We start from the raw sequence: 25,384 nt of genomic DNA, 5'->3' as shown, positions 1-25,384 counted from the left end.
AATAAGGATATTTATGAGATAATAGGTAGCGAAAAGAGGTGTGAAAAGATGCAGGCTATTTTTGGGTCAATCGCTTTACCTAGTGCATCGATTCCAGCAGGAGTAAGTTCAATTGTAGGCCAAAAGACAACAAAAACAGAATTTAAACAAATGCTCGGCGCTGTACAGCAATCGATTCAATATGGAAAAGTAGGGATAATGGCTGATGCAATCCCGCTGCCGGCTGATTATACCACTGTACTCGGAGCTATCGTGAAACCGGTCGAATCGCTTATGGATATTCCAGATATGGACCTAGACCCGGAACTCGTGAAAATGGCAGAACGGCTGCTCAAAGATGGTGAAATGCCAACAATGCAGGAACTTGCACTCATTCTTGGAACAGATGTCGAAACAATCATGGCATCCATTCAGCAAATGGCGTCTTTATTTGCGAATGAGGAAACGATGCAACACTTGCCGGAAACAGTACCAGTCGCAGAACTTGCATCAGTCGTACAATTAATTGCAGCTAATGCACCGCAAATTGTGAAGGAAAGCGATAAACAGGCAGCTGTTATGGTGATGAAAGCCGCACAAATTGCTCAGCAATTTACAGAACAACAACAGCCGCCGGCAGAACAGGCATCTAAATTATTGCAATCAGCATTACAGCAGGCAGCCTCAATGTTGCAAAAGGAAACGGTACGAACGAATTCTACACGTCAAATAGCGATACAAACAGCATATGCACGCTATAACTCGGCGGCAATCAGCGGCCAGCCGGCCGGGCAGCCGAAAGTAGCTGAAACCCCGTTAGTAAAACAGGAAGTCACATTCATCCCAGCCGGCATTGAAAAGGCGAAAGTTGAAACTGTAACGGTACGGCCGGCTTTAGGACAGGAGGCACTCAATCCTGTCATTCATCAAATGACGAAAATAGAACAGGTTGCGATGAGTGTTAAAACCGATTCACGTCCGATGAATATGGAGCAATTTATCGAGAAATTTACGCAAATTCTTGGCAATTCAAGTTTGATGAAAACGCCGAATGGCACAAAATTATTGATTAAGCTTTATCCAGAACAACTTGGTACGCTTCGTATTGAACTTTTGCAGCAAAATGGCGTGATAACGGCGAAAATTTTATCATCGACGCAAGCAGTAAAAGAGTTGCTTGAGCAAAATGCTCATCAATTAAAACATGCATTCGGTCAGCAAAACGTCAATGTGGAGAAGATTGAAATAAACAACCAAGAGACGAGACAGCAAATGTTTGATCGGAACAATCAACAAGATCGTCAAAATGGACAAAAGCAACAAAATGATCAACAGCAAGCTAATCAAGTAACGGAAGAAGAAAATGGTTCGTTTGCGGACCTTTTAACAGATATAGAAATCGAGGTGTAAATTCATGTCCAAAATTGATCCATCCCTTTATTTAGCCAATAATCCGGTTCAGACGAAACAGACGGGCAACAGCGGGCTTGGAAAAGATGAATTTTTGAAAATTTTGATGACACAGCTCCAAAATCAAGACCCGCTCAGCCCGATGGAAGATAAAGATTTCATCGCACAGATGGCACAATTTACAACACTTGAGCAAATGGTTAACATGACATCGATGATTGAAGAAATGGCGCAGACGCAGCAGGTATCACAAATGATTAACTACCAGTCTTTTATAGGGAAAGATGTTGTTTGGCATAAGATGGCGGAAAAAACAGATGCTGGGGGCGAACCGGTTGTAGAAACAGGTACAGGAACCGTTGCGTCGATTAAATTTACAGGTGAAAGTGTTCAATTTACGCTCTCAGATGGCACAGTCCTTGAACCGGCTAACATATCAGAACTTATTGGCAGTAGCACAGGAACATCTGGAGGCAATGTAATCAGCTCGAACCCGCTCGTTGAGGCAAGCTACTTAATCGGACGTACAGTTACGTGGGGAACAGAAGACAGTGAACAGAGTGCCTCAGTGAAATCTGTGTCAATGAAAGATGGACAAGTATGGCTTCAACTGATGAACGATGAAAAAATTGCAGCTTCAAGCTTAACGAAAATTGAATAGGCGGGTGAAGAACAGATGAAACCCGTAAATCCAATTATTACAGGAATCATGCAGCCATTTGCACCAGTTAAAAAAAACGTTGATCAAAAAGTATCATCATCGTTTTCATTTGGTGAGACGCTTGAAAAAGTCATGTCAACCAGTTCAAAACCAATCATTTCAAAACCAATCATTTCAAAACACGCAGAACAGCGTTTAAAAGAACGAGGTATCGCGATTAACAGTGATCAATGGCAGTCAATTGGTGAAAAGCTTGCCGAAGCCGGTTCAAAAGGCGTGAAAGATTCACTCATCTTGTTAAAAGACGCAGCGCTTATTGCCAGCGCCAAAAACAACACAGTGATCACTGTGATGAATCGAGAAGAAGCAAGATCACAAATATTCACAAATATCAACGGCACAATTGTCATGGACAACGTATAATCGATCTATATATCACCAGGCTGGACCGAAAAGGAAGCCTGACCGTCTGCCGACCAACTGACGCAGACGATATTCGAAAGGGGAAAACAAACTTATGTTACGCTCAATGTACTCTGGTATCAGCGGAATGAAAAACTTCCAGACAAAACTTGATGTGATCGGCAACAACATTGCAAACGTAAACACATACGGATTTAAAAAAGGACGTGCTGTTTTTAAAGATTTAGTGTCACAGCAAATTGCTGGTGCCAATGGACCGACTGGAGGCGGGCGCGGCGGGGTGAACCCGAAACAAGTTGGCCTAGGCGCTCAACTTTCTGCCATTGATACGATTCATACAGAAGGTTCTACACAAACGACGGGTCGTACACTGGATTTAGCGATAAGTGGTGATGGTTTTTTTCAAGTGAATGATGGCACAAATACATATTATACGAGAGCAGGTAATTTTTATATGGATGAAAACGGAGATCTCGTTAACTCAGATGGTTTTTATTTGGGCGCAGTAGGAACTCCATTCAATGTTCCAACGACCGCTACAAGTCTTAGCATTGGTACGGATGGAACGATAAGTTATATAGATGGTACCTTAAATACTAGTCAGCGAATAGAAATCGCTAAATTTCCGAATCCGGAAGGCTTACGGAAAGTAGGTTCCAATTTATATGAGGTAACGGACAACTCTGGAGTTCCAGTAGTTGGTGTTCCAGGTGTAGATGGAAGAGGGATATTATCATCAGGTTCACTCGAAATGTCAAACGTCGATCTTTCAGAAGAGTTCACGGAGATGATCGTTGCGCAGCGTGGTTTCCAGGCAAATACGCGTATTATTACGACGTCGGATGAAATATTGCAGGAATTGATGAATTTAAAACGTTAATAAGTTATTCGTTATTTTTTAAAGTAGAGAGGGGGCAGGGCTGGGGTTCGCTTTAGCCTTGGTATATATGATTACTGTGACGAGACTAAACGGCAAGACGTTTTCGCTCAATGCTATTTACATAGAAACGATCGAAAGTTTTCCTGATACGACGATTACGCTCACAAACGGAAAAAAATATGTTGTGCGTGAATCGCATAAAGAAGTGACGGCGAACGTTGAATCATTTTATACGCGTATTGCGCTTCTCGGAAAAGTAAAAGCAGGGGAGGACGACGATGGAGAGTGAAAAAAAAGAACAGAAAAATAAACTAATGATGATCATGATGATCGTGATGGCGGTCATCTTGCTTGCTGGGACAATAGCAGTTGTCATGATTTTAAAATCACCAGGCGGTAACGAGGCTGAAGAAGGGCCAAGCATTGATGAAGTTCTGGAAGCATCGGTGGATATGCCTGAAATGACGACGAATTTGGCATCAGATGACTTTATTCGTATTTCATTTAAAATACAGACAGACAGCGCAGATGCAATGGAAGAAATGACAAAACGTGACTTCCAGGCAAAAAATATCATCATCAAAAAACTTTCGGAAATGACGGCAGATGATTTAAAAGGTGAGGCCGGTAAAGAAAAATTAACAGAGATGCTCAAAAGCGAGTTGAATAGTATTATGAAAGGTGGAAAAGTAGAAGCCGTTTATATCACCTCATATATTATTCAATAAACAGGAGGGGACATATTTGTCAGGAGAGATCTTATCTCAAAATGAGATTGATGCGCTTCTTTCCGCTCTTTCAACGGGTGAAATGGATGCAGAAGAATTAAAAAAAGAAGAAGAAGAAAAGAAAGTGAAGGTGTATGATTTTAAACGTGCACTACGCTTTTCAAAAGATCAAATTCGGAGTTTAACGAGAATGCATGACAACTTTGCTCGTATTTTAACGACGTTTTTCGCTGCACAGCTCAGAACGTACGTCCAGGTCGACGTTGTATCTGCAGATCAGATTCCATATGAAGAGTTTATTCGTTCCATTCCTAATCGAACGATTTTAAATGTATTCGAAGTACCTCCGCTTGAAGGACGTATTTTAATGGAAGTAAATCCGAATGTTGCGTATTCAATGCTTGATCGCCTTTTAGGGGGACGCGGAGTCGGTGTAAATAAAATCGAGAATTTAACTGAAATCGAATCGAGAATTATGTCGAATATGTTTGACCACGCATTTGAAAATTATCGTGAAGCATGGGCAAATGTTGTTGAAATTGATCCAATCGCGACGGATTTTGAAGTGAACCCTCAGTTTTTACAGATGGTGTCACCGAACGAAACCGTTGTGGTCATTTCATTAAATACAACGATTGGTGAAACGACGGGTATGATTAATATTTGTATCCCACACGTCGTACTCGAACCGATTATTCCGAAGCTTTCTGTTCAATACTGGATGCAAAATCCGGATAATAAAGAACACAGTCCAGAAGATATTCAAAGTTTGGAGAAACGGATTCGACAAGCCAATTTGCCAGTTATTGCAGAACTAGGAGAGTCAGATATTACGATTGAGGAATTTCTTTTATTAGCAGAAGGCGATATTATTGAATTAAACACATTAATCGATGCCCCGCTTACGATAAAAGTGGGAAGTGTTCCGAAATTTACGGCACAGCCAGGTCGAGTGAACCGAAAAGTTGCCGTGCAAGTACTCGATTACATGAAAGGAGGGGACAACGATGATGAGTAACGATATGCTGTCTCAGGATGAAATTGATGCATTGTTAAAAGGTAGCAGCGATGAAATGGACGATTTCACGCAACAGGAAAAAAGTACGGTTAACCGTGTAGAAGAATACTTAGATCATTTTGAGCAAGATACGCTTGGCGAAATTGGCAACATTTCATTCGGCAGTTCAGCAACAGCGTTATCAACATTACTGAATCAAAAAGTGGAAATCACAACACCGACGGTTACAGTTATAGAAGAAAGTCGACTTAAAGATGAATTTCCTCATCCATATGCGGCGATTGAAGTTGAATATACAGAAGGATTTACTGGTGTGAATTTGCTTGTCATTCATCAGGATGATGCAGCGATTATTGCGGACTTAATGCTTGGCGGCAGTGGTGTTGATGTAGCCAGAGAGCTAGGCGAACTGCAATTGAGCGCAGTTCAAGAAGCAATGAATCAAATGATGGGTTCGGCGGCAACAGCGATGTCAACTATTTTTAATAAAAAAATAGATATTTCACCGCCGTCTATTTCGCTTTTGAATTTGAATGAAGGTAAAGGAAACGATACCATTCCAAAACAGGAACTTATAGTCAAAATATCTTTCCGCTTAAAGGTTGGAAGTTTAATTGACTCAAATATTATGCAGCTCATTCCGCTGCAATTCGGAAAGCAGCTTGTAACGGAACTTATGAATCCTCCACAAGAAGAACAGGAGGCATCGCCTCAGCCGCCGCCAGTTGCAAATGAGGCACCGCCGCAGCCACAAGCTTCAGAAGCAACACCTCAGCCGGCTGCACGACCTATTCATCAGGCACGACCAATGCCTGTACGGGAATCGGAAGAACCGCGTCATATTGGTGGCTCTTCACTTGGACAACAGCCAGTCAACGTGGAAACAGCTGTCTTCTCGTCATTTGACACGCCACAGCTCGGTGAACAGGAAGCGCGCAATTTGAATATGTTATTTGATATTCCGCTGCAAGTAACCGTTGAACTAGGCCGGACGAATCGTTCTGTCAAAGATATATTAGAATTGACGTCAGGTTCGATCATTGAATTGGACAAGCTGGCAGGTGAGCCGGTAGACGTACTCGTCAACAAACGGTTAGTGGCAAAAGGGGAAGTTGTTGTTATTGAAGAGAATTTTGGTGTGCGGATTACAAATATTGCAAGTCCAGCAGATCGGTTGAAAAATTTAAATTAATCTTTTACAGGGGGTCAGGAACAATGGCGAATCGAATTTTGGTTGTAGATGATGCTGCATTTATGCGCATGATGATTAAAGATATTTTGATGAAGAATGGTTTTGAAGTAGTCGGTGAAGCAGAAAATGGTGCACAGGCAGTAGAGAAATACGTTGAATTAAAACCCGATCTTGTCACAATGGATATCACAATGCCCGAAAAAGATGGAATTGCTGCATTAAAGGAAATTAAAGCAGCAGATGCTGCAGCAAAAGTGATTATGTGTTCGGCAATGGGTCAACAGGCGATGGTCATTGACGCGATTCAAGCCGGTGCGAAAGACTTTATTGTGAAGCCATTCCAGGCGGATCGTGTGATTGAAGCCATATCTAAAGTGTTATCCTCATAAAGGTGTGATCACGTGAACTTATTTTTAAAATGGATAATGCCCTTTTTATTCGCAATGGCTCTGTTCTCTGGCAATCAACTGATTGCCGCGGCAGAGCCATTTGATTCGAATGTGAAAGAATGTATTGAAAACCCAGATTTGTGTGCAGAAGAAGAGCCGGCAGGCAGCGGGAAAACAGATGCGGATTCAAAAACCGCAAGTGAACCGGTCGGAATCGGATTTTTAGATGTCGTTCGCATGGTCGGGGCGCTCGTTTTCGTTGTAGCGCTTCTTTATTTTTTATTGCGGTTTATTAATAAAAAAAGCCGCTCGTATCAAGAAAATCATACTGTTCGTCATCTTGGCGGTACCGCGCTTGGAGGAAGTCGATCAGTGCAGGTTGTCAAAGTGGGCAGCCGTGTGCTTATTCTTGGTGTTGGTGAAAATGTGGGGTTGTTAAAAGAGATTGAGGATGAAGAAGAACGAAATGAGCTGCTTGCCCGCTATGAAGGACAATTGGACACAATGATGCAGCCTTCTGATATCATTAATCGAATGAAGTCACAAGTAGAACGAAAGAAACAAACGACCGGATCATCTGATTTTAAACAGGAATTAGAGCGGAAAATGGCTGATCTGAAAAAAAGCCGTGGACAAGCCGTTCAAGATTTAACAGACAGGGAGCAGAATAAAGATGAATGAATTCATGGAGTTTTTCAATTCAAGCTCACCTGAAAATGTGTCTACGTCTGTTAAATTGCTATTAATGCTGACCGTTTTGTCGGTGGCGCCGAGTATCTTAATTTTAATGACCTGTTTTACACGTATTATTATCGTGTTGTCGTTTGTAAGAACGGCACTTGCAACGCAGCAAATGCCGCCAACACAAGTACTTCTCGGCCTCGCGCTCTTTCTGACCTTTTTTATTATGTCGCCTGTTTTGCAGGAAGTAAACGATGAAGCATTGACGCCTCTTTTTAACGAAGAAATTAACCTCGAAGAAGCGTATACATTGGCAAGCGGTCCATTTAAGGAGTTTATGAGCGTTCATACGAGGCAAAAGGATTTAGAATTATTTTTGAATTATACGCAGGCAGAACAGCCGGAATCGATTGATGATATTCCACTCACAACGCTTGTACCAGCATTTGCGTTAAGTGAAATTAAAACGGCTTTTCAAATTGGTTTTATGGTGTTCATTCCGTTTCTCGTCATTGATATGATTGTCGCAAGTGTTCTCATGTCAATGGGGATGATGATGCTCCCGCCAGTAATGATTTCATTGCCGTTTAAAATTTTATTGTTCGTACTGATCGACGGCTGGTATCTCGTCATTGAGTCGCTGCTACAAAGCTTTTAGGTAGGTGAAGAAATGAATACAGAGATGGTTCTTTCCCTTGCTGAAAAAGGGGTTTATACAACAATTATCGTTTGTGCACCACTCCTTTTGCTTGCGCTCGGAATCGGTCTTGCGGTTAGTATTTTTCAAGCAACGACGCAAATTCAAGAGCAGACGCTGGCATTCGTTCCGAAAATTGTGGCTGTTCTTGTTGGAATGATTTTTTTTGGACCATGGATGCTGTCACGTATTGTGTCGTATACAATGGAGATTTTCACAAATTTAACGAGGTTTGTTGGGTAATGGCAGATGGATGAATTATTTCCTAATCTATCTGTATTTCTACTTATCCTCGTACGTGTATCGGCATTTTTCGTGACGATGCCACTCTTTTCATATCGTACAATCCCAGCGCAGCACCGGATCGCTTTTGCACTTGTACTTTCATGGACGATGTATTATTCAATAGATGCCAGTCCGCTTGAAATAAATGGTGAATACATATTGCTCATTTTAAAAGAAGCAATGACTGGATTATTAATAGGATTAGCTGCCTTTATTGTTCTATCTGCGATTCAAATTGCCGGTGGATTTATCGATTTTCAGATGGGGTTTGCCATCGCGAATGTTATTGACCCGCAGACCGGCGCACAGAGTCCGCTAATGGGACAATATTTATACATGTTTTCATTGCTCATGCTGTTGGCACTTAACGGCCATCATCTTATATTGGACGGGATTTTTTATAGTTATGAATTTATTCCGATCGATCAATTGTACTTGCCCTTTGGGAATGGAGAAGCGGCTTATTATATGGCGAGGACATTTAATGCCGTCTTTATCATAGCGTTTCAAATGGCAATGCCTGTTGTTGCCGTGTTGTTTTTGACCGATGTCATGCTCGGTATCGTCGCCCGGACAGTTCCACAGCTCAATATTTTTGTTGTCGGATTTCCGCTCAAAATTGGTGTTGCTTTTATCGTTGTCTTTATTGTCCTCGGTGTTATTTTTACATTAGTACGTGACTTGTTCGGAATGATGCTACATACAATGCGTGATTTAATGACGATTTTTGGAGGCGGATAGCACCATGCTGTTGAAACTGAATCTGCAATTTTTCGCGGGAGAAAAAACGGAAAAAGCGACGCCGAAGAAGAAGCAGGACTCCCGTAAAAAAGGGCAGGTAACCAAAAGCCAGGATTTAAATACAGCGGTCAGTCTGCTCGTATTATTTGGTTTTTTATTGGTTTTTGCGGCGTCGATGGGCCGGAATATTTATCAGATGTTTCAGCACTCTGTTGAATACTACATGCTTATGCCTGTTACTGAAGCGAATTTAAAGACGATTGTATTTGAAATTATGGAGCAGTGCGCATTGATACTAGGTCCATTTATGGGTGCGGCGGTCCTTGCGGGAGTAGTGGCCAACTATGCACAGGTCGGCTGGCTTGTAACCGGTGAGCCGATTAAACCGAAACTTGAAAAATTGGATCCGATTAAAGGATTTAAACGTATTTTTTCCATGCGGGCCATTGTCGAACTGTTAAAGTCGATATTGAAAATTGGTTTTGTAGGAACTGCGGCCTTTATTATTCTTTGGAACAATAAAGAAGATGTACTAAAACTTGCGTTAAAGCCGATTGAAGATACGCTTCCGCTCGTTGGAACATTAACCGTGCAGATGGGGCTTGTCGCTGCTGCAGCACTGCTTGTCCTCGGCGTTCTTGATTATTTTTATCAAAAGTTTGATTTTGAAAAAAGTTTGCGCATGTCCAAGCAGGATATTAAAGATGAGCATAAAAACACAGAGGGAGACCCCCTCATTAAATCACGCATTCGTCAGACACAGCGTGAAATGGCCATGCGCCGTATGATGCAGGAAGTGCCAGATGCAGATGTTGTGATCACAAATCCAACCCATTATGCGATTGCGCTAAAATATGATGATGCAAAACTTGATGCACCGTATGTCGTTGCGAAAGGAACAGATTTCATTGCGCAAAAAATCAAACTGATAGCCAAAGAAAATGACGTCACAATGGTTGAAAATAGATCACTGGCAAGAGCCTTACATGATCAAACGGAAATCGGAGATGCGGTGCCAGAAGAATTTTTTAAAGCAATCGCAGAAATTCTCGCATACGTTTACCGTATTAAAAATAAAGTGTAATTTTTGTTGGGAGAGAAAAAAATGAAAGCGAGAGACCTCTCTGTTTTATTCGGAGTCATTTTAATCGTTGCCATGCTTGTCGTGCCGCTTCCTACGTGGCTATTAAGTATACTTATCATCATAAATATGTCTCTTGCGCTGCTCGTTTTGCTTATCTCGATGAATATGAAAGAAGCGCTTGAATTTTCTGTGTTTCCTTCGCTGCTTTTGCTGTTGACATTATTCCGGCTTGGTCTGAATGTGTCGACAACGCGTTCCATTTTAAGTCACGGGGAAGCAGGGGGCGTTGTCGAGACATTCGGCACATTCGTAGTCGGAGGAAATATTGTGGTCGGGATGGTTGTCTTTCTCATTCTCGTTATTATTCAATTTCTTGTTATTACTAAGGGTGCTGAACGTGTATCAGAAGTGGCAGCCCGGTTTACCCTCGATGCGATGCCTGGTAAGCAGATGAGTATTGATGCTGATTTAAATGCCGGTATGATCTCAGAAGTTCAGGCGCGTGAACGGCGTGAAAAAGTGAGCGGTGAAGCTGATTTTTACGGGGCCATGGACGGTGCGACGAAATTCGTTAAAGGGGACGCGATTGCCGGGATTATTATGGTTATTATTAACTTGATTGTCGGGATGGTGATCGGCGTCATGCAGCAAGATTTGTCTTTCGGAGAATCCGCTGCACGCTATTCTCTTTTAACAGTCGGCGACGGTCTTGTTTCACAAATTCCAGCGCTTCTCATTTCAACAGCAACTGCGATTGTTGTGACACGTGCCGCATCGACGGGCAACCTTAGCGGAGATATAAACACCCAGCTTCTTCGTTACCCATCAATGCTCTATATTGCGGCGGGCACGATCTTTTTACTAGGGATTGCAACACCGATTAACGATATTTTAACGATCCCGATAGCGATAGGACTTGCGCTAATCGGATATATGAATTCCCGTTTACCAAATAAAGAGTTGGATGATCCGGCGCTTTCAGAAGAAGAAATCGAAACAGATGAGTTGAAAAGTCCAGAGTCAGTCGTGAATTTATTGACAGTCGATCCAATTGAATTTGAATTCGGTTACGGACTTATTCCACTCGCAGATACGAACCAAGGCGGCGATCTTCTTGATCGTATCGTCATGATTCGACGGCAGCTAGCACTTGAACTCGGTCTCGTCATTCCGATCGTCCGCATTCGTGATAACATTCAGTTGCAGCCGAATGAATATCGGGTGAAAATAAAGGGAAGTGAAGTAGCGGGCGGCGAATTGCTCCTCGACCATTATTTAGCGATGAGCCCTGGTGAAGAAGATGATATGGTTGAAGGCATCGATACGATTGAACCATCCTTTGGTCTTCCAGCAAAATGGATTACAGAAGATGCAAAAGAACAGGCGGAAATTTTCGGTTATACCGTTGTGGACCCACCAAGCGTTGTGTCAACTCATTTAACAGAAATCATAAAAAAACACGCGCACGAATTGCTTGGTCGACAGGAAACGCAGCAACTAATCGATCATTTGAAAGAATCGTATCCCATTTTAGTCGATGAAGTTACACCGAATCCACTATCCATCGGTGAAGTACAAAAAGTGCTGGCAAAATTATTGAAAGAAAATTTATCAATCCGCAATTTGCCGATTATTTTTGAAACCCTCGCTGACTTTGGCAAAATGACATCAGACATGGATTTATTAACCGAATATGTACGCCAGGCTCTTGCTCGTCAAATTACGGTGCAATTTGCGGATGATAGTGGCTCGCTAAATGTGATTACATTATCAGGTCGAATTGAAAAATTAATTGCAGATGGTGTACAGCAGACAGAACATGGGAATTATTTGTCAATCGATCCGAATGACTCACAGCGCATTTTAGAAGCGACAGCCCAGCAAGTAGAGCAGGCATCATTTATGCAGCAGTCACCGGTTATTCTTTGTTCACCGGCAGTACGCATGTATGTGCAGCAGCTGCTTGAGCGATATTTTCCACAGATACCTGTTTTGTCTTACAATGAACTTGAACCAAGTGTAGAAGTCCAGAGTACAGGGGTGGTGACAATTGAATGAAAATGAAAAAATATATGGCGTCATCTATGCCAGAAATCATGAAAAAAGTGCGAGCTGAACTTGGCCCACAGGCGGTTATTTTACAATCAAAAACAGTGTACACAGGTGGCGTTTTAGGGCTGTTTAAAAAGAAAAATATTGAAGTGGTCGCAGCAATAGACCCATATATAGAAGCAGTAGAAAAAACACCAGATGTAAAGTCTGCTCCAGCATCCATTCAACAGCCGCCACCGCTGCCTGCTGATTTTAAAAAAGAAATGCTGGAAATGAAGCAAATGATCCGACAGTTAAAAGAATCAAAGCAGGCTGATTTTTTATATCCGGATGCATTGCAGCCAGTACTTGAACAATTAAAAAGGCAAGGGTTATCTGATGAGCTGCGCCAAATGGCAGCGGAATATCTTTTGACAAAGTGGAAAGAAGAACGAAGTGAGACAACGAGTGTGAAAGTACGCAAGTGGACGATAGAATTTCTTACAGAGTGTTTGTCACCTTGTCGTACAGTAAACGAAGAAACGGCAAAATACATATATTTACTCGGCCCGACTGGTGTCGGCAAAACGACGACAATTGCAAAACTTGCATCGCAAAAAGTGCTTGATGAAGAAAAAAAGGTGGCATTCGTTACAACGGATACATACAGGATTGCAGCTATTGAGCAGCTGAAAACATATGCAAGTCTTCTAAATGTCCCATTTAAAGTAGCTTATTCAAGAAGTGATATGGAAGAAGCGTTTCATTCTCTCACAAAATATGATGTCATATTTATTGATACAGCCGGCCGCAATTACCGAGAGAAAAAATATGTAGACGATTTACAGAACTTGATGTCGAAGAAAAAAGGAGAATCTCTTACCTATCTTGTTTTAAGTGCAGCATCAAAACAGGAAGATTTAGAAGAAGTCATTCATAATTTCACAACGGTTCAAGTGGATGGTTTTATTTTTACTTTTACAAAAGTAGATGAAACAAAAACTAAAGGCACAATTGTGAATTTAATGTATAATTACAAAGTAGGTACAACATTCATTACAAATGGTCAAAATGTACCAGATGATCTTGAAAAGACAACGACTATATCTATTATTCAATCATTGTTCGAGGGTACATGTGATGAATGATCAAGCGGAAACACTCAGAAAAAAAATCAGGCAAAAAGCGACTAAAATCAATAGGATGAAAAAAAGCTGTGCAAAAACAGTAGCCATTGTCAGTGGAAAAGGCGGTGTTGGGAAAACAAATATTTCAGTGAACCTTGCTGTAGGACTCGCCAAATTGGGAAAAAAAGTTTTGTTGTTTGATATGGACATCGGTATGGGTAATATATATCACTTAATAGGCCAAGATCCTGGACGTTCTATTGCTGATTTCTTCATAAAGGGGGAACCGCTTGTGAGCTTGATCAAGTCTGGACCTGAAGGGGTTTTTTTCATTCATGGCGGTTCAGCAGCCACTCAACTATTTGAGTGGGATGACTCTTATATGGAAAAATGGATTCAGGCTCTCGAAGAACTTATCGATGACTACGATTACTTATTGTTTGATATGGGAGCGGGTGCATCAAAAGAAAGTTTAAATATTTTGCATGCCGCAGAAGAAGTGTTAACGGTCACGCTACCAGAACCAACAGCAATAACGGATGCTTATTCTATGATGAAATTTATTTATTTACGTGATCAGGAAAAAATTTTTTATTTAATATGCAATCGGGTTGAATCTGCAGAAGAAGGACGGAAAACAGCGGGTCGTCTTAAGCAGACGATGGAGACATTTTTGCATGTCAGCCCGACCATTCTTGGTTCACTTCCAGAAGACAGCGTTGTTCGGAAATCAGTCACAGCCGGACAGCCGTTTATGATTTTGTATCCGGAAGCGCGTGTTTCAACAGCGCTTGATAACATTGTAAAGAAGTATGCTGGTTTGCCTGCGAATGAAGAAAATCAACCAACAGGTTTCATCGATAAATTGCGGCGTTTTTTTACAGAAAGAAGGGACAGCCGATGAAATCCAAAAAAATTCTTGTTGTGGACGACTCTGCATTTATGAGAAAGCTGATTTCTGAATTTTTATCCGAGCACCCGGACCTCGAAGTGATTGCGTCTGCACGAAACGGACATGATGCCGTTAAAAAAGCAATAGAGTTAAAACCGGATGTCATTACGCTCGATATTGAGATGCCGGAAATGAACGGGCTGGAAGCTTTGAAATTGATTATGGACAAGCAGCCATGTCCAGTAGTCATGCTGTCGAGTATAACGAAAGAAGGAACGGACACGACATTAAAAGCAATGGAAATGGGCGCTGTCGATTTTATTGCTAAACCATCCAGGGCGATCTCGCTGGACCTTCACAAAATTAAAGATATATTAATTGAAAAAGTGCTTGCTGCAGCAAAAGCAAATATTAGCATGAAGCCTGTATTAGCAGCAAAACCGACAGTTATCGAATCGTTTGTTCAGACCAATCCGGGTCAGAGAGATCGTATGACATTTCCTTTTCAATATAAAAAAATGGATAAAATCGTGCTCATCGCTACATCAACAGGCGGCCCGCGTGCACTGCAGCATGTTATAACGAAACTGCCCGCTGCGCTTTTGGCCCCCGTTGTGATTGTACAGCACATGCCGGCAAGTTTTACGAAGTCGCTCGCTGATCGGCTTGATTCGTTGTCGGACATGCGAGTAAAAGAAGCGGAAGACGGAGAAATTTTACAAAAAGGGACGGCTTATATCGCACCAGGAGGCTATCATTTAAAGCTTAGGAAAGTCGGTTCTTCTATTGTTGTAACACTTGATCAAACGGATCCAGAAGGTGGACATCGTCCAGCTGCTAATGTGACGTTCCGCTCTGCATCAGCAATCCAGGGTGTTGAAAAAGTCACAGTGATCATGACGGGTATGGGTACAGACGGTGCAGACGGTTTGATCAAGCTGAAAGAAACAGGGGTAGTCAAAGCCATTGCAGAATCGAAAGAAACGTGCGTCGTGTATGGCATGCCAAAAGCAGCGGTCGCGACACATCTTGTTGACGAAATAGTGCCGGTCGATGAAATTGCCGTAACGATTGTTAAATACGTAAATGATAAGAGGTGAAGACGGATGGATACGAATCAGTATTTGGAAATTTTTATTGATGAAAGTAAAGAACATTTACAAGCAATGAATGAGCATTTACTAGAACTGGAAAAAGATCCTGTGAATATTGCAATTGTCAATGAAGTCTTTCGATCTGCCCATACGTTAAAAGGGATGTCTGCCACAATGGGGTATGAAGATCTTGCTGACTTGACACACAAAATGGAAAATGTGCTTGATGCGATTCGCAATCATAAAATTGCCGTTACATTAGAAATTATGGATGTTGTCTTTTCTTCTGTTGATGACCTTGAAGCGATGGTAAATGATATTTCTTCCGGTGGTGATGGGAAGCGGGATGTAACCGAAATCGTTACGAAACTGCTGGAAATTGAACAGGGTGAAACGGTTTTGTCACCTGAAGTAAAAGGAGAAGAGCCCCCTTTATCACTGAAATCAGACTTTCAGTACGATGAATTCGAGCGTACTGTCATCGAACAGTCTAAAGAACAGGGCTTTACATGTTATGAAGTTGCAGTCTTTTTACGTGCTGACTGTGTGTTAAAAGCAGCTCGCGTGTTCATGGTATTTGAAGTGCTTGAAAAATGTGGTGAGGTGATTAAATCAGTTCCGCCTACAGAAAAATTGGAAGAAGAAAAATTTGATGAATACTTCACCGTTACACTTATTACGAAAGAACCAGCAGAAGATATTGAAGAAAAAGTAAAAAAAGTATCAGAAGTTGATCAAGTGACCGTCATGGAAGTTACGAATTTGAGTATGAATGGGTCTCATCAGGAAAAAGCTGCTCCTGCGCAAGAGCCGAAACAAATAGACGTGAAAAAAGAAATAAACCCAGAGGTAAAGAAAAGGGACGACGTTAAAGAGTCAAAGCATGCTGTAACGAATAAGACAATCCGTGTCAACATTGAGCGACTTGACATTTTAATGAATTTATTTGAAGAGCTCGTCATCGATCGCGGCCGTCTTGAGTCGATCTCGAGCGAACTGAACCATTCCGAATTAAATGAAACGGTTGAGCATATGTCACGCATTTCAGGTGATTTGCAAACGATTATTTTGAACATGCGCATGGTACCAGTCGAAACAGTCTTTAATCGTTTCCCGAAAATGGTCCGACAGTTGACGAGGGATTTAAACAAGCAAGTGAACCTCGAAATTATCGGTGCAGAAACCGAGCTCGATCGGACGGTAATTGACGAAATCGGCGATCCACTCATTCATTTAATCCGCAATGCGATGGATCATGGTATTGAAATGCCAGCAGACCGTATTGCAAAAGGAAAACCAGCTGAAGGCACAGTGAAATTAAAAGCATACCATAGCGGCAATCATGTTTTCATTGAAATTGAAGATGATGGAGCAGGTATTCACAAAGATAAAGTGTTGAGAAAAGCATTGGATAAAGGAATTGTCACAGAAGAACAGGTGCTTACACTGAGTGACCGCCAAATTTATGAACTTATATTGGCATCGGGCTTTTCAACAGCAGATGTTGTCTCTGATTTATCGGGGCGTGGTGTCGGACTTGATGTTGTCAAAACAACGATTGAATCACTCGGTGGTTCGATTACAATTGATTCTGTTGAAGGATCAGGATCGATTTTCTCAATTCAACTACCATTAACACTATCGATTATTTCCGTCATGCTTGTAGAAGTGGAGAAAGAAAAATATGCGATCCCGCTTTCCTCTATTATTGAAACGGCGATTGTCAAGAAGGACGAGGTGTTGAACGCCCACAACCAGCAAGTCATTGATTTCCGTGGCAAAGTCGTTCCGCTTCTTTTCCTTGAAAATATTTTCTCTGTTCCACATCAAGATGATGAGGACCGCTTCTATTCGATCGTTATTGTCAGAAAGGGTGAAAAAATGGCCGGTCTCGTCGTTGATTCCTTTATCGGTCAGAAAGAAGTCGTCTTGAAATCACTCGGTAACTACTTAACGAATGTATTTGCTATTTCAGGAGCAACGATTTTAGGTGACGGACAAGTGGCGCTTATTGTAGACTGCAATGCGCTCATTAAATAAGAAGGAGGTACGGCTATGAGTGAGACAAGTGCTCCAAGCGCTGTGAAAGTCATTGCTTTTCAATTAGTAGATAAAGAGTACGCTTTGCCTGTTCATCAAGTCTACTCCATCGAAAAATTAATGCACATTACGCGTGTACCCGGCACTGTGCCATTTGTAAAAGGTGTAATCAATTTGCGTGGCGTTGTGACACCAATTATTGATTTACGTAGTCGATTCGGCTTGGTAGACGAAAAATACGATGACACAACTCGCATTATTATTGCGGCGCTCGATGATATGGAAGTCGGTCTTATTGTGGATGGAGCAAATGACGTACTTGACATCCCTCTTGATGCGATTGAGCCACAGCCTGAAGTTGTAGGGTCCATGGGCGATGAATATATTACGGGAGTTGCAAAATTGGAAAAAAGACTGCTCATTATGCTTAGTCTTGAAAAGATCTTTAAATAAAGGCGGTTCATGATGAACTACATTGATAATATTCAACCGATTCATCTCGATATTTTAAAGGAAGTTGGCAACATAGGAGCAGGCCACGCAGCAACGTCGCTGTCTATTCTCTTAAATAGAAGAATTGATATGAAAGTACCGAGTGTACGCATTGTACCATTTTCAGAGATGATGGAATTAACTGGCGGATCTGAACAAGAAGTGGTCAGTGTCAGCCTTCGAATTGAAGGAGAAGCAGGTGGAAACATGTTTTTTATACTCACAGTAGCAGAAGCAGACCGCTTTATTCGTAAGTTAATGTCAGATGATTTATTTACATTTCACAATCGTGAAGCACAGCATATTGGTTTTTCAGCCATGCAGGAAATGGGGAATATATTATCCGGTTCTTATTTATCTGCGCTGAGCGATTTTACGCACTTAAAATTGCAACCGTCTGTACCAGAGCTTGCTATCGATATGTTCGGTGCGATTATTAGTTACGGTCTGCTTGAAATTTCACAGTACAGCGACTATGCCATTGTGATCGACACGGTATTAACTGAGCTTGAAGATGACAATGTGGAAACTGTGAAAGGACATTTCTTTTTACTGTTGTCTCCGGACTCATTCCCGGTTATATTCGAGGCACTCGGAGCCGGATACAGTGAATAACGTGCGTGATGTTGTCAAAGTAGGAATTGCTGATATAAATGTCGTTAAACCGCCAGGGACGATACGTACGTCAGGGCTCGGTTCCTGTGTCGGAGTCGTTATATATGATGAAACAGCTCGAATTGCGGGAATGGTTCATATCATGCTGCCGGACTCAAGCCTTGCGAAATCAGGTGCGAAAAACGAAGCAAAGTTTGCGGATACGGGCGTGCCTGCGCTCATAAAAGAGTTAACACAAAGCGGTGCACGTCTATTTCGCTTAAAAGCAAAGATCGCAGGCGGTGCGCAAATGTTTCAGTATAAGTCCGGTTCTGATTTGATGAAGATTGGCCCACGGAATGTAGAGGCGGTCAAACAACAGCTGAAAATAGCTCGTATTCCGATTCTTGCCGAGGATGTTGGTGGAAACAGCGGACGAACGATTGAATTTGATCCATTAACATCTATTCTGCATATTCGGTCGGTCAGTAAAGGCGAACAGCGGTTGTAGGCAAAGCAGCGGATATAAAACCGCTGCTTTTTTGTACATAACGTTGGCAAATACCTGACTTTTCTTTAAACTATTATTAAAGATAGAAATAATTCGTACCAGGTGATGTCAGTTGATGGGGGGATGAAATGACGAAATTAACGCCGTACGAAGAGCATGATTTGTGGAAAAGATGGAAAAGAGATAAACATCCGGATGATGGAGATGCGCTCGTGGCCCGTTATTTGCCTCTTGTGACATTTCATAGCAGGCGAATTGTTTCAACACTTCCAAAAGCAGTGAGCAGAGAAGAAGTGACAAGTTTTGGTTTATCAGGCTTATATGATGCGCTTTTAAAATTTGAGCCCTCACGCGATTTGAAGTTTGATACGTATGCTTCATTTCGAATACGTGGCGCGATTTTAGATGGCTTGCGGAAAGCGGACTGGCTTCCGAGGTCTGCCCGGGAAAAATCGAAAAAAATTGAAGTAGCCATATCCATGCTTGAACAACGCTATTTGCGGGCAGTGACAGCAGAAGAAGTAGCAGAAGAACTCGGTATAACGACGGATGAAGTACACGATACGATCGCTGAACACTTTTTTTCACACATTTTATCGATAGACGAGCAAGTGAATGAACTGGGTCAGCCGGATGGACCGGGGTTTGTATTGAAAGACGACGGGAAAATCTCACCGGAGGAAGAGCTTGTAAAGCAGGAACAAATGAATGAGTTGGCTGTTCAAATTGAAAAGCTGACAGAAAAAGAGCAACTCGTCATTGACCTTTTTTATAAAGAAGAGTTAACACTGACGGAAATTGGTGAGATTCTCGGATTGTCGACGTCTCGCATTTCACAAATTCATTCAAAAGCATTGTTTAAATTAAAACAGCAGCTTGTGAAGAAAAAGTAATCATTCATTATGGGTGAAATTGGATAAGGAGCACGTATGATAACATTTTTAATCACGACTTCCTTTTTAATACATGCGGTCAGTTTGTTTGCACTTATCTTATTATTTCAACGGCAAAATAATATGAAGCAGACAGAAAAGAAAATGCGGCAAACGGCTGCGGAAACAGAAGAGATGATGTCAGTTTTTTTAATGGAATTAAAAGAAGAAAACGAGCAGTTGATCAAACAGTTGTCGAAAAAAGAACCGAAGCGAAAAGAGCCGGTGCCTATACCGAATGAAGCGCCACAGGATGATACGGTTGTGCTCCCACCGATTGTCCCGCGGGCAGCGGTAGCTAAAGCATATGCAAGTGTGAAAAAAGAGCCGAAACAGCCGGTAAAAGAACGGTCTGCATCAGAACGGATGATGGAATTGAAAAAACAAGGATTCTCTGAAGAAGAGATTGCACGCGAATTGAAAATAGGTGTTACAGAAGTTCAGCTCGGCTTAAAATTTTATCGGCTACAATAAAATGGTTGCGGGGCACGAAGCGTTATGGTATAGTAACTAACGGTGTTAATACACACGTCTTTTGATTCAGGCAGACGGTGCCGTCCGTGACGGAATTTGTCTGAATAGGATAAAGGCGGAGGAAATCTAACCAAACAGGAGGAAACAAACATGTCAGTAATCTCTATGAAACAATTGCTTGAAGCTGGTGTTCACTTTGGCCATCAAACTCGCCGCTGGAACCCAAAAATGAAAAAATACATCTTCCAGGAACGTAACGGGATCTACATCATTGATCTTCAAAAAACCGTTCGCAAAGTGGAAGAAGCGTATAAATTTGTAAGAGAAGTTGCCGATGACGGTGGTAAAGTATTGTTTGTTGGAACGAAAAAACAAGCACAAGATTCTGTGAAAGAAGAAGCAGAACGTTCAGGTATGTACTATGTAAACCAACGCTGGTTGGGTGGTACACTTACAAACTTCTCTACAATCCAAAAGCGTGTTCAACGTTTGAAAAACATTGAAAAAATGCAAGAAGATGGTACATTTGACGTACTTCCGAAAAAAGAAGTTGTTAAACTTAAAAAAGAACATGAACGCCTACAAAAATTCCTTGGCGGTATTCGCGATATGAAAGGTCTTCCAGATGCCCTTTTCATCATCGACCCGCGTAAAGAGCGTATTGCGGTTGCAGAAGCACGCAAATTGCACATTCCAATCGTTGGTATTGTTGATACAAACTGCGATCCGGATGAAATCGATTATGTCATCCCTGCAAACGATGACGCAATCCGCGCTGTAAAACTTTTGACTGGTAAAATGGCTGACGCTGTTCTTGAAGCGAAGCAAGGCGAAGAAATCGTTGAAGCTGTTGCTGTGGAAGAAGCGCAACAAGCTGAAACAGCAGAAGCTGCAGCTGAGTAATGAACAAAAAGGTGATAAGAGGGATACCCTTATCATCTTTTTTTGAAGCTAGACAATAAAGAAACAAGATTCATTCGAAAGCTAAAAGTGCGGCGTCCTGCCGCAACGCTTTCATGACTCGCATCATGCGGGTCACACTCTACATATTGAAGGAGGAACTATAATGGCTATTACTGCACAAATGGTAAAAGAGCTTCGTGAAAAAACAGGCGCAGGTATGATGGACTGCAAAAAAGCATTGGTTGAAACAGAAGGTAACATGGATCAAGCAATTGACTTCCTTCGTGAAAAAGGTATTGCAAAAGCGGCGAAGAAATCAGATCGAATCGCTGCTGAAGGAACAACTTATATTATAAGTGAAGGCGACACAGCGGTTATTCTTGAAGTGAACGCTGAAACAGATTTCGTTGCGAAAAACGAAAACTTCCAAGTTCTTGTGAAAGAAATCGCAGAACATCTTCTTGCCAACAAGCCAGCTACTGTTGAAGAAGCGCTTGCGCAAACAATGCAAAACGGCAAAACGGTTGATGTGTATATTAACGAAGCTATTTCTAAAATCGGTGAAAGACTATCCCTTCGTCGCTTTGAAATCCGCACAAAAGGCGAGAATGCAGCATTCGGTGAATACTTGCATATGGGCGGACGTATTGGTGTTCTTGCTGTCCTTGAAGGTACAACTGACGCAGCAGCAGCGAAAGACGTTGCGATGCATGCAGCAGCATTGAACCCGAAATATGTTTCACGCGATCAAGTGTCTGAAGATGAGGTAGCACGTGAGCGTAAAGTATTGACGGAACAGGCGCTTAACGAAGGAAAACCTGAAAATATCGTTGCAAAAATGGTGGAAGGCCGTCTTGGAAAATTCTTTGAAGAAGTGTGCATCTTGGACCAAGGATTTGTTAAAGATCCAGATCAAAAAGTACGTCAATTCCTTGAATCTAAAGGCGCAACATTAACAGAATTCACTCGCTATGAAGTTGGTGAAGGTCTTGAAAAACGTCAAGAAAATTTTGCTGAAGAAGTTATGAACCAAGTGAAAAAATAATGATTCTTTTTCCGTCGGACGGAATGGAATAAGTGAAATCCCTTGCCGATCTGGTGAGGGATTTCATGTACATTACAGATGGAGGTCTACATGAGCCAGCCTAAATATAAACGCGTTGTATTAAAATTAAGTGGTGAAGCATTAGCAGGAGAAGCAGGTTTCGGTATTAACCCTGCCGTCATTCAATCAGTTGCTGAACAAGTAAAGGAAGTAAGTGAACTGGACGTAGAAGTGGCAGTCGTCGTTGGAGGCGGCAACATTTGGAGAGGGAAAATCGGTAGTGAAATGGGCATGGATCGTGCCACAGCCGATTACATGGGGATGCTGGCAACAGTCATGAACTCGATGGCGTTACAAGATAGTCTTGAACAGCAAGGCATTGAAACGCGCGTGCAAACATCCATCGAAATGCGTCAAATAGCAGAGCCATATATTCGTAGACGGGCGATTCGCCACCTCGAAAAAGGACGTGTCGTTATTTTTGCTGCGGGCACAGGAAATCCATACTTTTCAACAGATACAACAGCTGCGTTACGCGCTGCTGAAATTGAAGCAGAAGTTATTTTAATGGCAAAAAATAATGTAGACGGAGTATATAGTGCAGATCCAAAATTGGACAAAGATGCAGTGAAGTATGTGGAATTGTCCTATCTTGATGTTATTAAAGAAGGACTAGCAGTCATGGATTCGACAGCTTCTTCGTTATGCATGGATAATGATATTCCACTTATTGTTTTCTCTGTCACAGAAAAAGGGAATATTAAACGCGTTGTTATGGGTGAAAATATCGGAACAATCGTAAGGGGGAAATAATCTTGGTACAACAAATTATTAACCAGACAAAAGAGAGAATGGATAAAGCGATTCAAGCATTTACACGTGAACTTGCATCAATCCGTGCAGGACGTGCGAGTGCGAATGTGTTAGACCGCATTACAATTGATTACTATGGAGCACCGACACTCATTAATCAGCTCGCTTCTATTAACATTCCGGAAGCGCGTCTTTTAGTGATTCAACCGTATGATAAAACATCATTAGGTGATATTGAAAAGGCACTTTTGAAATCTGATCTTGGCTTAAATCCGTCAAATGATGGAGCGGTCATCCGCTTAAACTTCCCGGCTTTGACAGAAGAGCGTCGGAAAGAACTGGCGAAACTGGTAAAGAAAGAAGCAGAAGAGGCGAAAGTGGGGATACGCAATATACGCCGTGATGCAAACGATGACTTGAAGAAAAGTGAAAAAACCGGAGATATAACAGAAGACGATCTTCGTGGCTATACAGAAGACGTTCAAAAACAGACGGACGATTATATTCGCAAAGTGGATGAAATTGCTAAAGATAAAGAACAAGAGATTATGGAAGTGTAATACGCTAATTAGCAAACCCTCTTCTTATGCAAGAGGGTTCTTTTTTTGATTTTATCGCTGTATTTACCATGAAATCGTCTTATATGGTAAAATGTATAGGAAAGAAGCGATGTGGAGGATCTTGTATGGGACATAAACCGTGGTTCTGGCAATTAAAACAAACAGGTGAAATAGCCTTTTCAGAAGAGAATGTGCCTGAACATATTGCCATCATTATGGATGGAAATGGCCGGTGGGCAAAAAAAAGGGCTTTGCCGCGTATTGCCGGACATAATGAAGGCATGAAAACCGTACGGAAAATTACCCGCAGTGCCAATCGGATCGGGGTAAAAGTGTTAACGCTCTATGCATTTTCAACAGAGAATTGGAAGCGTCCCAAAGTGGAAGTTGATTTCTTAATGAAATTGCCTGAAGAATTTCTTTCTACTTTTTTGCCGGAGTTAATAGAAGAAAATGTACGTGTTGAAATGATCGGCGATATAGAGAAGCTGCCTGTTCATACGAAACGGGCTGTTCAAAATGCGATAAACAGAACGGCTGGCAATGATGGACTTATTTTAAATTTTGCTTTAAATTATGGCAGCCGTTCAGAAATCGTCAATGCCGTTCAGGCGATAATGAATGATATACAATCGGGTGTGCTGGAAAAACGTGACGTGACAGATGAAACGATTTCTCATTACTTAATGACTAGTCATTTACCGGAGCCTGACTTACTCATTCGTACAAGCGGCGAACATCGTCTGAGCAATTTTATGCTCTGGCAGCTTGCTTACACTGAATTTTTCTTTACAGATGTATTGTGGCCTGATTTTTCAGAAGAGGATCTTCTTGAAGCGGTGGCTGTATTTCAAAAAAGGTCACGGCGCTTCGGAGGGTTGTCGTGAAGAAAAAGCTGGAGGATAACGAATTATGAAACAACGAATTGTAACGGGCGTCATTGCAGCGGCTCTGTTTTTACCAATCGTTACGTATGGCGGGTGGCCGTTTACCATACTCGTTTATATTATGAGTGCCACTGCGGTACTCGAAGCGTTAAGAATGAAAGGCGTTCCGGCTGTTTCGCTGCCCGCGCTTTTATCTGTCCTGCTTTCATTCATGTTACTCATGCCAGAGGATGTTGCGGGGAAATGGCAGGATGCGGGATACGGGAAGCTGGAATTATTGCTTGTTTTTGTGCTCCTTTTCTTAGTGTATACAGTCGTAACGAAAAATCGATTTACATTTGATGAAGCGGCCTTTTGCATCCTGACCCCGCTTTATATAGGCTTCGGATTTTCATATGTGATTGAAACGAGAGAAGCGGGTGTTCTATTCGTCTTTTTCGCTTTGCTCATTACATGGGCAACAGATTCAGGTGCTTATTTTGTTGGTCGTTCGATCGGCAAACGGAAGTTATGGCCTGAGATTAGCCCGAATAAAACAGTAGCTGGTTTTTATGGCGGGATTGGCTCCGCTGTTTTAGTGGCAGTTATCTTATTATCTATTGTCGACTTTGATGCTAATCCATTTTGGGTACTGACGGCAACGGCTTTATTATCGGTTGCAGGACAAATTGGTGACCTTGCTGAATCCGCCATGAAACGTCATTATGATGTGAAAGATTCGGGTACATTACTACCGGGCCATGGAGGAATATTAGATCGGACAGACAGCTGGCTGTTCGTATTTCCGCTTTTACATATACTTCAATTGCTCTAAGGGAGAT

Annotated in this window: 30 protein-coding genes; all 30 read left to right on the top strand. The window is 41.9% G+C overall.

Annotated features, from left to right (window positions below):
- Positions 1-48 precede the first annotated feature (48 nt).
- The 30 genes from AWH49_RS05580 (at position 49) to AWH49_RS05435 (ending at position 25,377) form a co-directional block, all read left to right on the top strand.
- Positions 49-1,389 (top strand): flagellar hook-length control protein FliK, encoded by a 1,341-nt coding sequence (locus tag AWH49_RS05580; protein WP_063964929.1) that lies wholly within the window; start codon positions 49-51, stop codon positions 1,387-1,389.
- A 4-nt stretch (positions 1,390-1,393) separates the two neighbouring features.
- Positions 1,394-2,050 carry a flagellar hook assembly protein FlgD gene (flgD, locus tag AWH49_RS05575; RefSeq protein ID WP_063964928.1) on the top strand — a complete coding sequence of 219 codons (657 nt, stop codon included), beginning with the start codon at positions 1,394-1,396 and terminating at the stop codon, positions 2,048-2,050.
- Between the two features lie 15 nt (positions 2,051-2,065).
- Positions 2,066-2,473, top strand: a complete 408-nt coding sequence (locus AWH49_RS05570) for a TIGR02530 family flagellar biosynthesis protein (RefSeq protein ID WP_063964927.1) — start codon at positions 2,066-2,068, stop codon at positions 2,471-2,473.
- A gap of 94 nt (positions 2,474-2,567) precedes the next feature.
- Positions 2,568-3,353 carry a flagellar basal body rod protein FlgG gene (flgG, locus tag AWH49_RS05565; protein ID WP_063964926.1) on the top strand — a complete coding sequence of 262 codons (786 nt, stop codon included), beginning with the start codon at positions 2,568-2,570 and terminating at the stop codon, positions 3,351-3,353.
- Positions 3,354-3,420: 67 nt separating this feature from the next.
- Complete coding sequence (locus tag AWH49_RS05560; protein ID WP_018392355.1) at positions 3,421-3,642, top strand: flagellar FlbD family protein; 222 nt, start codon at positions 3,421-3,423, stop codon at positions 3,640-3,642.
- Positions 3,632-4,081, top strand: a complete 450-nt coding sequence (gene fliL, locus AWH49_RS05555; RefSeq protein ID WP_063964925.1) for a flagellar basal body-associated protein FliL — start codon at positions 3,632-3,634, stop codon at positions 4,079-4,081. The genes AWH49_RS05560 and fliL overlap by 11 nt, the downstream gene beginning before the upstream one ends.
- Positions 4,082-4,097: 16 nt before the next feature.
- A complete protein-coding gene (gene fliM, locus AWH49_RS05550) occupies positions 4,098-5,099 on the top strand; it encodes a flagellar motor switch protein FliM (RefSeq protein WP_034285527.1) in 1,002 nt (333 codons plus the stop codon).
- Positions 5,089-6,291, top strand: coding sequence for a flagellar motor switch phosphatase FliY (gene fliY, locus AWH49_RS05545; RefSeq protein ID WP_063964924.1), 1,203 nt, complete (start codon positions 5,089-5,091; stop codon positions 6,289-6,291). Before fliM ends, fliY begins: the two co-directional genes overlap by 11 nt.
- Positions 6,292-6,314: 23 nt before the next feature.
- Positions 6,315-6,680: a response regulator gene (locus AWH49_RS05540; RefSeq protein ID WP_063964923.1), complete on the top strand. Its 366-nt coding sequence runs from the start codon at positions 6,315-6,317 to the stop codon at positions 6,678-6,680.
- 12 nt (positions 6,681-6,692) lie between these two features.
- The gene (locus AWH49_RS05535; protein ID WP_082862686.1) at positions 6,693-7,361 is read left to right on the top strand and encodes a flagellar biosynthetic protein FliO; all 669 of its coding nucleotides are present in this window, start codon (positions 6,693-6,695) and stop codon (positions 7,359-7,361) included.
- Complete coding sequence (gene fliP / locus AWH49_RS05530; protein ID WP_018392361.1) at positions 7,354-8,019, top strand: flagellar type III secretion system pore protein FliP; 666 nt, start codon at positions 7,354-7,356, stop codon at positions 8,017-8,019. Before AWH49_RS05535 ends, fliP begins: the two co-directional genes overlap by 8 nt.
- A gap of 12 nt (positions 8,020-8,031) precedes the next feature.
- Positions 8,032-8,301 (top strand): flagellar biosynthesis protein FliQ, encoded by a 270-nt coding sequence (gene fliQ / locus AWH49_RS05525; RefSeq protein ID WP_018392362.1) that lies wholly within the window; start codon positions 8,032-8,034, stop codon positions 8,299-8,301.
- A 6-nt stretch (positions 8,302-8,307) separates the two neighbouring features.
- Entirely contained in the window at positions 8,308-9,084 is a 777-nt protein-coding gene (gene fliR / locus AWH49_RS05520) for a flagellar biosynthetic protein FliR (RefSeq protein WP_063964922.1), read from the top strand.
- Positions 9,085-9,088: 4 nt separating this feature from the next.
- A complete protein-coding gene (gene flhB, locus AWH49_RS05515) occupies positions 9,089-10,168 on the top strand; it encodes a flagellar biosynthesis protein FlhB (protein WP_034285523.1) in 1,080 nt (359 codons plus the stop codon).
- A 21-nt stretch (positions 10,169-10,189) separates the two neighbouring features.
- Positions 10,190-12,226, top strand: coding sequence for a flagellar biosynthesis protein FlhA (gene flhA / locus AWH49_RS05510; RefSeq protein WP_063964921.1), 2,037 nt, complete (start codon positions 10,190-10,192; stop codon positions 12,224-12,226).
- A complete protein-coding gene (flhF, locus tag AWH49_RS05505; protein ID WP_063964920.1) occupies positions 12,223-13,347 on the top strand; it encodes a flagellar biosynthesis GTPase FlhF in 1,125 nt (374 codons plus the stop codon). The genes flhA and flhF overlap by 4 nt, the downstream gene beginning before the upstream one ends.
- On the top strand, positions 13,340-14,230 hold the full coding sequence (locus AWH49_RS05500; protein ID WP_063964919.1) for a MinD/ParA family protein: 891 nt from the start codon (positions 13,340-13,342) through the stop codon (positions 14,228-14,230). Before flhF ends, AWH49_RS05500 begins: the two co-directional genes overlap by 8 nt.
- Positions 14,227-15,318, top strand: coding sequence for a protein-glutamate methylesterase/protein-glutamine glutaminase (locus AWH49_RS05495; RefSeq protein ID WP_063964918.1), 1,092 nt, complete (start codon positions 14,227-14,229; stop codon positions 15,316-15,318). The genes AWH49_RS05500 and AWH49_RS05495 overlap by 4 nt, the downstream gene beginning before the upstream one ends.
- A 6-nt stretch (positions 15,319-15,324) precedes the next feature.
- Complete coding sequence (locus AWH49_RS05490) at positions 15,325-17,352, top strand: chemotaxis protein CheA (protein WP_063964917.1); 2,028 nt, start codon at positions 15,325-15,327, stop codon at positions 17,350-17,352.
- 15 nt (positions 17,353-17,367) lie between these two features.
- Positions 17,368-17,805, top strand: a complete 438-nt coding sequence (locus tag AWH49_RS05485) for a chemotaxis protein CheW (protein WP_018392370.1) — start codon at positions 17,368-17,370, stop codon at positions 17,803-17,805.
- A 12-nt stretch (positions 17,806-17,817) separates the two neighbouring features.
- Positions 17,818-18,459, top strand: a complete 642-nt coding sequence (locus tag AWH49_RS05480) for a chemotaxis protein CheC (RefSeq protein ID WP_034285510.1) — start codon at positions 17,818-17,820, stop codon at positions 18,457-18,459.
- Positions 18,452-18,949, top strand: coding sequence for a chemotaxis protein CheD (locus AWH49_RS05475; RefSeq protein ID WP_034285508.1), 498 nt, complete (start codon positions 18,452-18,454; stop codon positions 18,947-18,949). Before AWH49_RS05480 ends, AWH49_RS05475 begins: the two co-directional genes overlap by 8 nt.
- A gap of 128 nt (positions 18,950-19,077) precedes the next feature.
- The gene (locus AWH49_RS05470; RefSeq protein WP_063964916.1) at positions 19,078-19,842 is read left to right on the top strand and encodes a FliA/WhiG family RNA polymerase sigma factor; all 765 of its coding nucleotides are present in this window, start codon (positions 19,078-19,080) and stop codon (positions 19,840-19,842) included.
- 36 nt (positions 19,843-19,878) lie between these two features.
- Complete coding sequence (locus AWH49_RS05465) at positions 19,879-20,355, top strand: DUF6115 domain-containing protein (RefSeq protein ID WP_063964915.1); 477 nt, start codon at positions 19,879-19,881, stop codon at positions 20,353-20,355.
- Between the two features lie 150 nt (positions 20,356-20,505).
- On the top strand, positions 20,506-21,258 hold the full coding sequence (gene rpsB / locus AWH49_RS05460) for a 30S ribosomal protein S2 (RefSeq protein WP_018392375.1): 753 nt from the start codon (positions 20,506-20,508) through the stop codon (positions 21,256-21,258).
- Between the two features lie 163 nt (positions 21,259-21,421).
- Positions 21,422-22,303: a translation elongation factor Ts gene (tsf, locus tag AWH49_RS05455; protein ID WP_063964914.1), complete on the top strand. Its 882-nt coding sequence runs from the start codon at positions 21,422-21,424 to the stop codon at positions 22,301-22,303.
- 90 nt (positions 22,304-22,393) lie between these two features.
- Positions 22,394-23,116 (top strand): UMP kinase, encoded by a 723-nt coding sequence (gene pyrH / locus AWH49_RS05450; RefSeq protein WP_018392377.1) that lies wholly within the window; start codon positions 22,394-22,396, stop codon positions 23,114-23,116.
- A 38-nt stretch (positions 23,117-23,154) separates the two neighbouring features.
- Positions 23,155-23,676, top strand: a complete 522-nt coding sequence (gene frr / locus AWH49_RS05445; protein ID WP_415874128.1) for a ribosome recycling factor — start codon at positions 23,155-23,157, stop codon at positions 23,674-23,676.
- Positions 23,677-23,801: 125 nt separating this feature from the next.
- Entirely contained in the window at positions 23,802-24,563 is a 762-nt protein-coding gene (locus tag AWH49_RS05440; RefSeq protein ID WP_034285499.1) for an undecaprenyl pyrophosphate synthase, read from the top strand.
- A gap of 25 nt (positions 24,564-24,588) precedes the next feature.
- On the top strand, positions 24,589-25,377 hold the full coding sequence (locus AWH49_RS05435; protein ID WP_063964913.1) for a phosphatidate cytidylyltransferase: 789 nt from the start codon (positions 24,589-24,591) through the stop codon (positions 25,375-25,377).
- Positions 25,378-25,384: the final 7 nt, after the last annotated feature.

Origin of the sequence: Domibacillus aminovorans, from assembly GCF_001643235.1 — a bacterium.
Classification (GTDB): domain Bacteria; phylum Bacillota; class Bacilli; order Bacillales; family Domibacillaceae; genus Domibacillus; species Domibacillus aminovorans.
The sequence above is the reverse complement of the archived record's forward strand: the minus strand, read 5'-3'. Positions and strand labels throughout refer to the sequence as shown.

Coding starts and splice junctions, on each gene's coding strand:
- frr (WP_415874128.1), top strand. CDS start 23,155: ATGGATAAAGCGATTCAAGCATTTACACGTGAACTTGCATCAATCCGT.
- fliL (WP_063964925.1), top strand. CDS start 3,632: ATGGAGAGTGAAAAAAAAGAACAGAAAAATAAACTAATGATGATCATG.
- AWH49_RS05540 (WP_063964923.1), top strand. CDS start 6,315: ATGGCGAATCGAATTTTGGTTGTAGATGATGCTGCATTTATGCGCATG.
- AWH49_RS05465 (WP_063964915.1), top strand. CDS start 19,879: ATGATAACATTTTTAATCACGACTTCCTTTTTAATACATGCGGTCAGT.
- flhF (WP_063964920.1), top strand. CDS start 12,223: ATGAAAATGAAAAAATATATGGCGTCATCTATGCCAGAAATCATGAAA.
- fliP (WP_018392361.1), top strand. CDS start 7,354: ATGAATGAATTCATGGAGTTTTTCAATTCAAGCTCACCTGAAAATGTG.
- fliY (WP_063964924.1), top strand. CDS start 5,089: ATGATGAGTAACGATATGCTGTCTCAGGATGAAATTGATGCATTGTTA.
- flgG (WP_063964926.1), top strand. CDS start 2,568: ATGTTACGCTCAATGTACTCTGGTATCAGCGGAATGAAAAACTTCCAG.
- AWH49_RS05470 (WP_063964916.1), top strand. CDS start 19,078: ATGACGAAATTAACGCCGTACGAAGAGCATGATTTGTGGAAAAGATGG.
- flhA (WP_063964921.1), top strand. CDS start 10,190: ATGAAAGCGAGAGACCTCTCTGTTTTATTCGGAGTCATTTTAATCGTT.
- AWH49_RS05480 (WP_034285510.1), top strand. CDS start 17,818: ATGAACTACATTGATAATATTCAACCGATTCATCTCGATATTTTAAAG.
- flhB (WP_034285523.1), top strand. CDS start 9,089: ATGCTGTTGAAACTGAATCTGCAATTTTTCGCGGGAGAAAAAACGGAA.
- AWH49_RS05560 (WP_018392355.1), top strand. CDS start 3,421: ATGATTACTGTGACGAGACTAAACGGCAAGACGTTTTCGCTCAATGCT.
- tsf (WP_063964914.1), top strand. CDS start 21,422: ATGGCTATTACTGCACAAATGGTAAAAGAGCTTCGTGAAAAAACAGGC.
- AWH49_RS05485 (WP_018392370.1), top strand. CDS start 17,368: ATGAGTGAGACAAGTGCTCCAAGCGCTGTGAAAGTCATTGCTTTTCAA.
- rpsB (WP_018392375.1), top strand. CDS start 20,506: ATGTCAGTAATCTCTATGAAACAATTGCTTGAAGCTGGTGTTCACTTT.
- flgD (WP_063964928.1), top strand. CDS start 1,394: ATGTCCAAAATTGATCCATCCCTTTATTTAGCCAATAATCCGGTTCAG.
- AWH49_RS05440 (WP_034285499.1), top strand. CDS start 23,802: ATGGGACATAAACCGTGGTTCTGGCAATTAAAACAAACAGGTGAAATA.
- AWH49_RS05435 (WP_063964913.1), top strand. CDS start 24,589: ATGAAACAACGAATTGTAACGGGCGTCATTGCAGCGGCTCTGTTTTTA.
- AWH49_RS05495 (WP_063964918.1), top strand. CDS start 14,227: ATGAAATCCAAAAAAATTCTTGTTGTGGACGACTCTGCATTTATGAGA.
- pyrH (WP_018392377.1), top strand. CDS start 22,394: ATGAGCCAGCCTAAATATAAACGCGTTGTATTAAAATTAAGTGGTGAA.
- AWH49_RS05570 (WP_063964927.1), top strand. CDS start 2,066: ATGAAACCCGTAAATCCAATTATTACAGGAATCATGCAGCCATTTGCA.
- AWH49_RS05490 (WP_063964917.1), top strand. CDS start 15,325: ATGGATACGAATCAGTATTTGGAAATTTTTATTGATGAAAGTAAAGAA.
- AWH49_RS05580 (WP_063964929.1), top strand. CDS start 49: ATGCAGGCTATTTTTGGGTCAATCGCTTTACCTAGTGCATCGATTCCA.
- AWH49_RS05500 (WP_063964919.1), top strand. CDS start 13,340: ATGAATGATCAAGCGGAAACACTCAGAAAAAAAATCAGGCAAAAAGCG.
- fliR (WP_063964922.1), top strand. CDS start 8,308: ATGGATGAATTATTTCCTAATCTATCTGTATTTCTACTTATCCTCGTA.
- fliQ (WP_018392362.1), top strand. CDS start 8,032: ATGAATACAGAGATGGTTCTTTCCCTTGCTGAAAAAGGGGTTTATACA.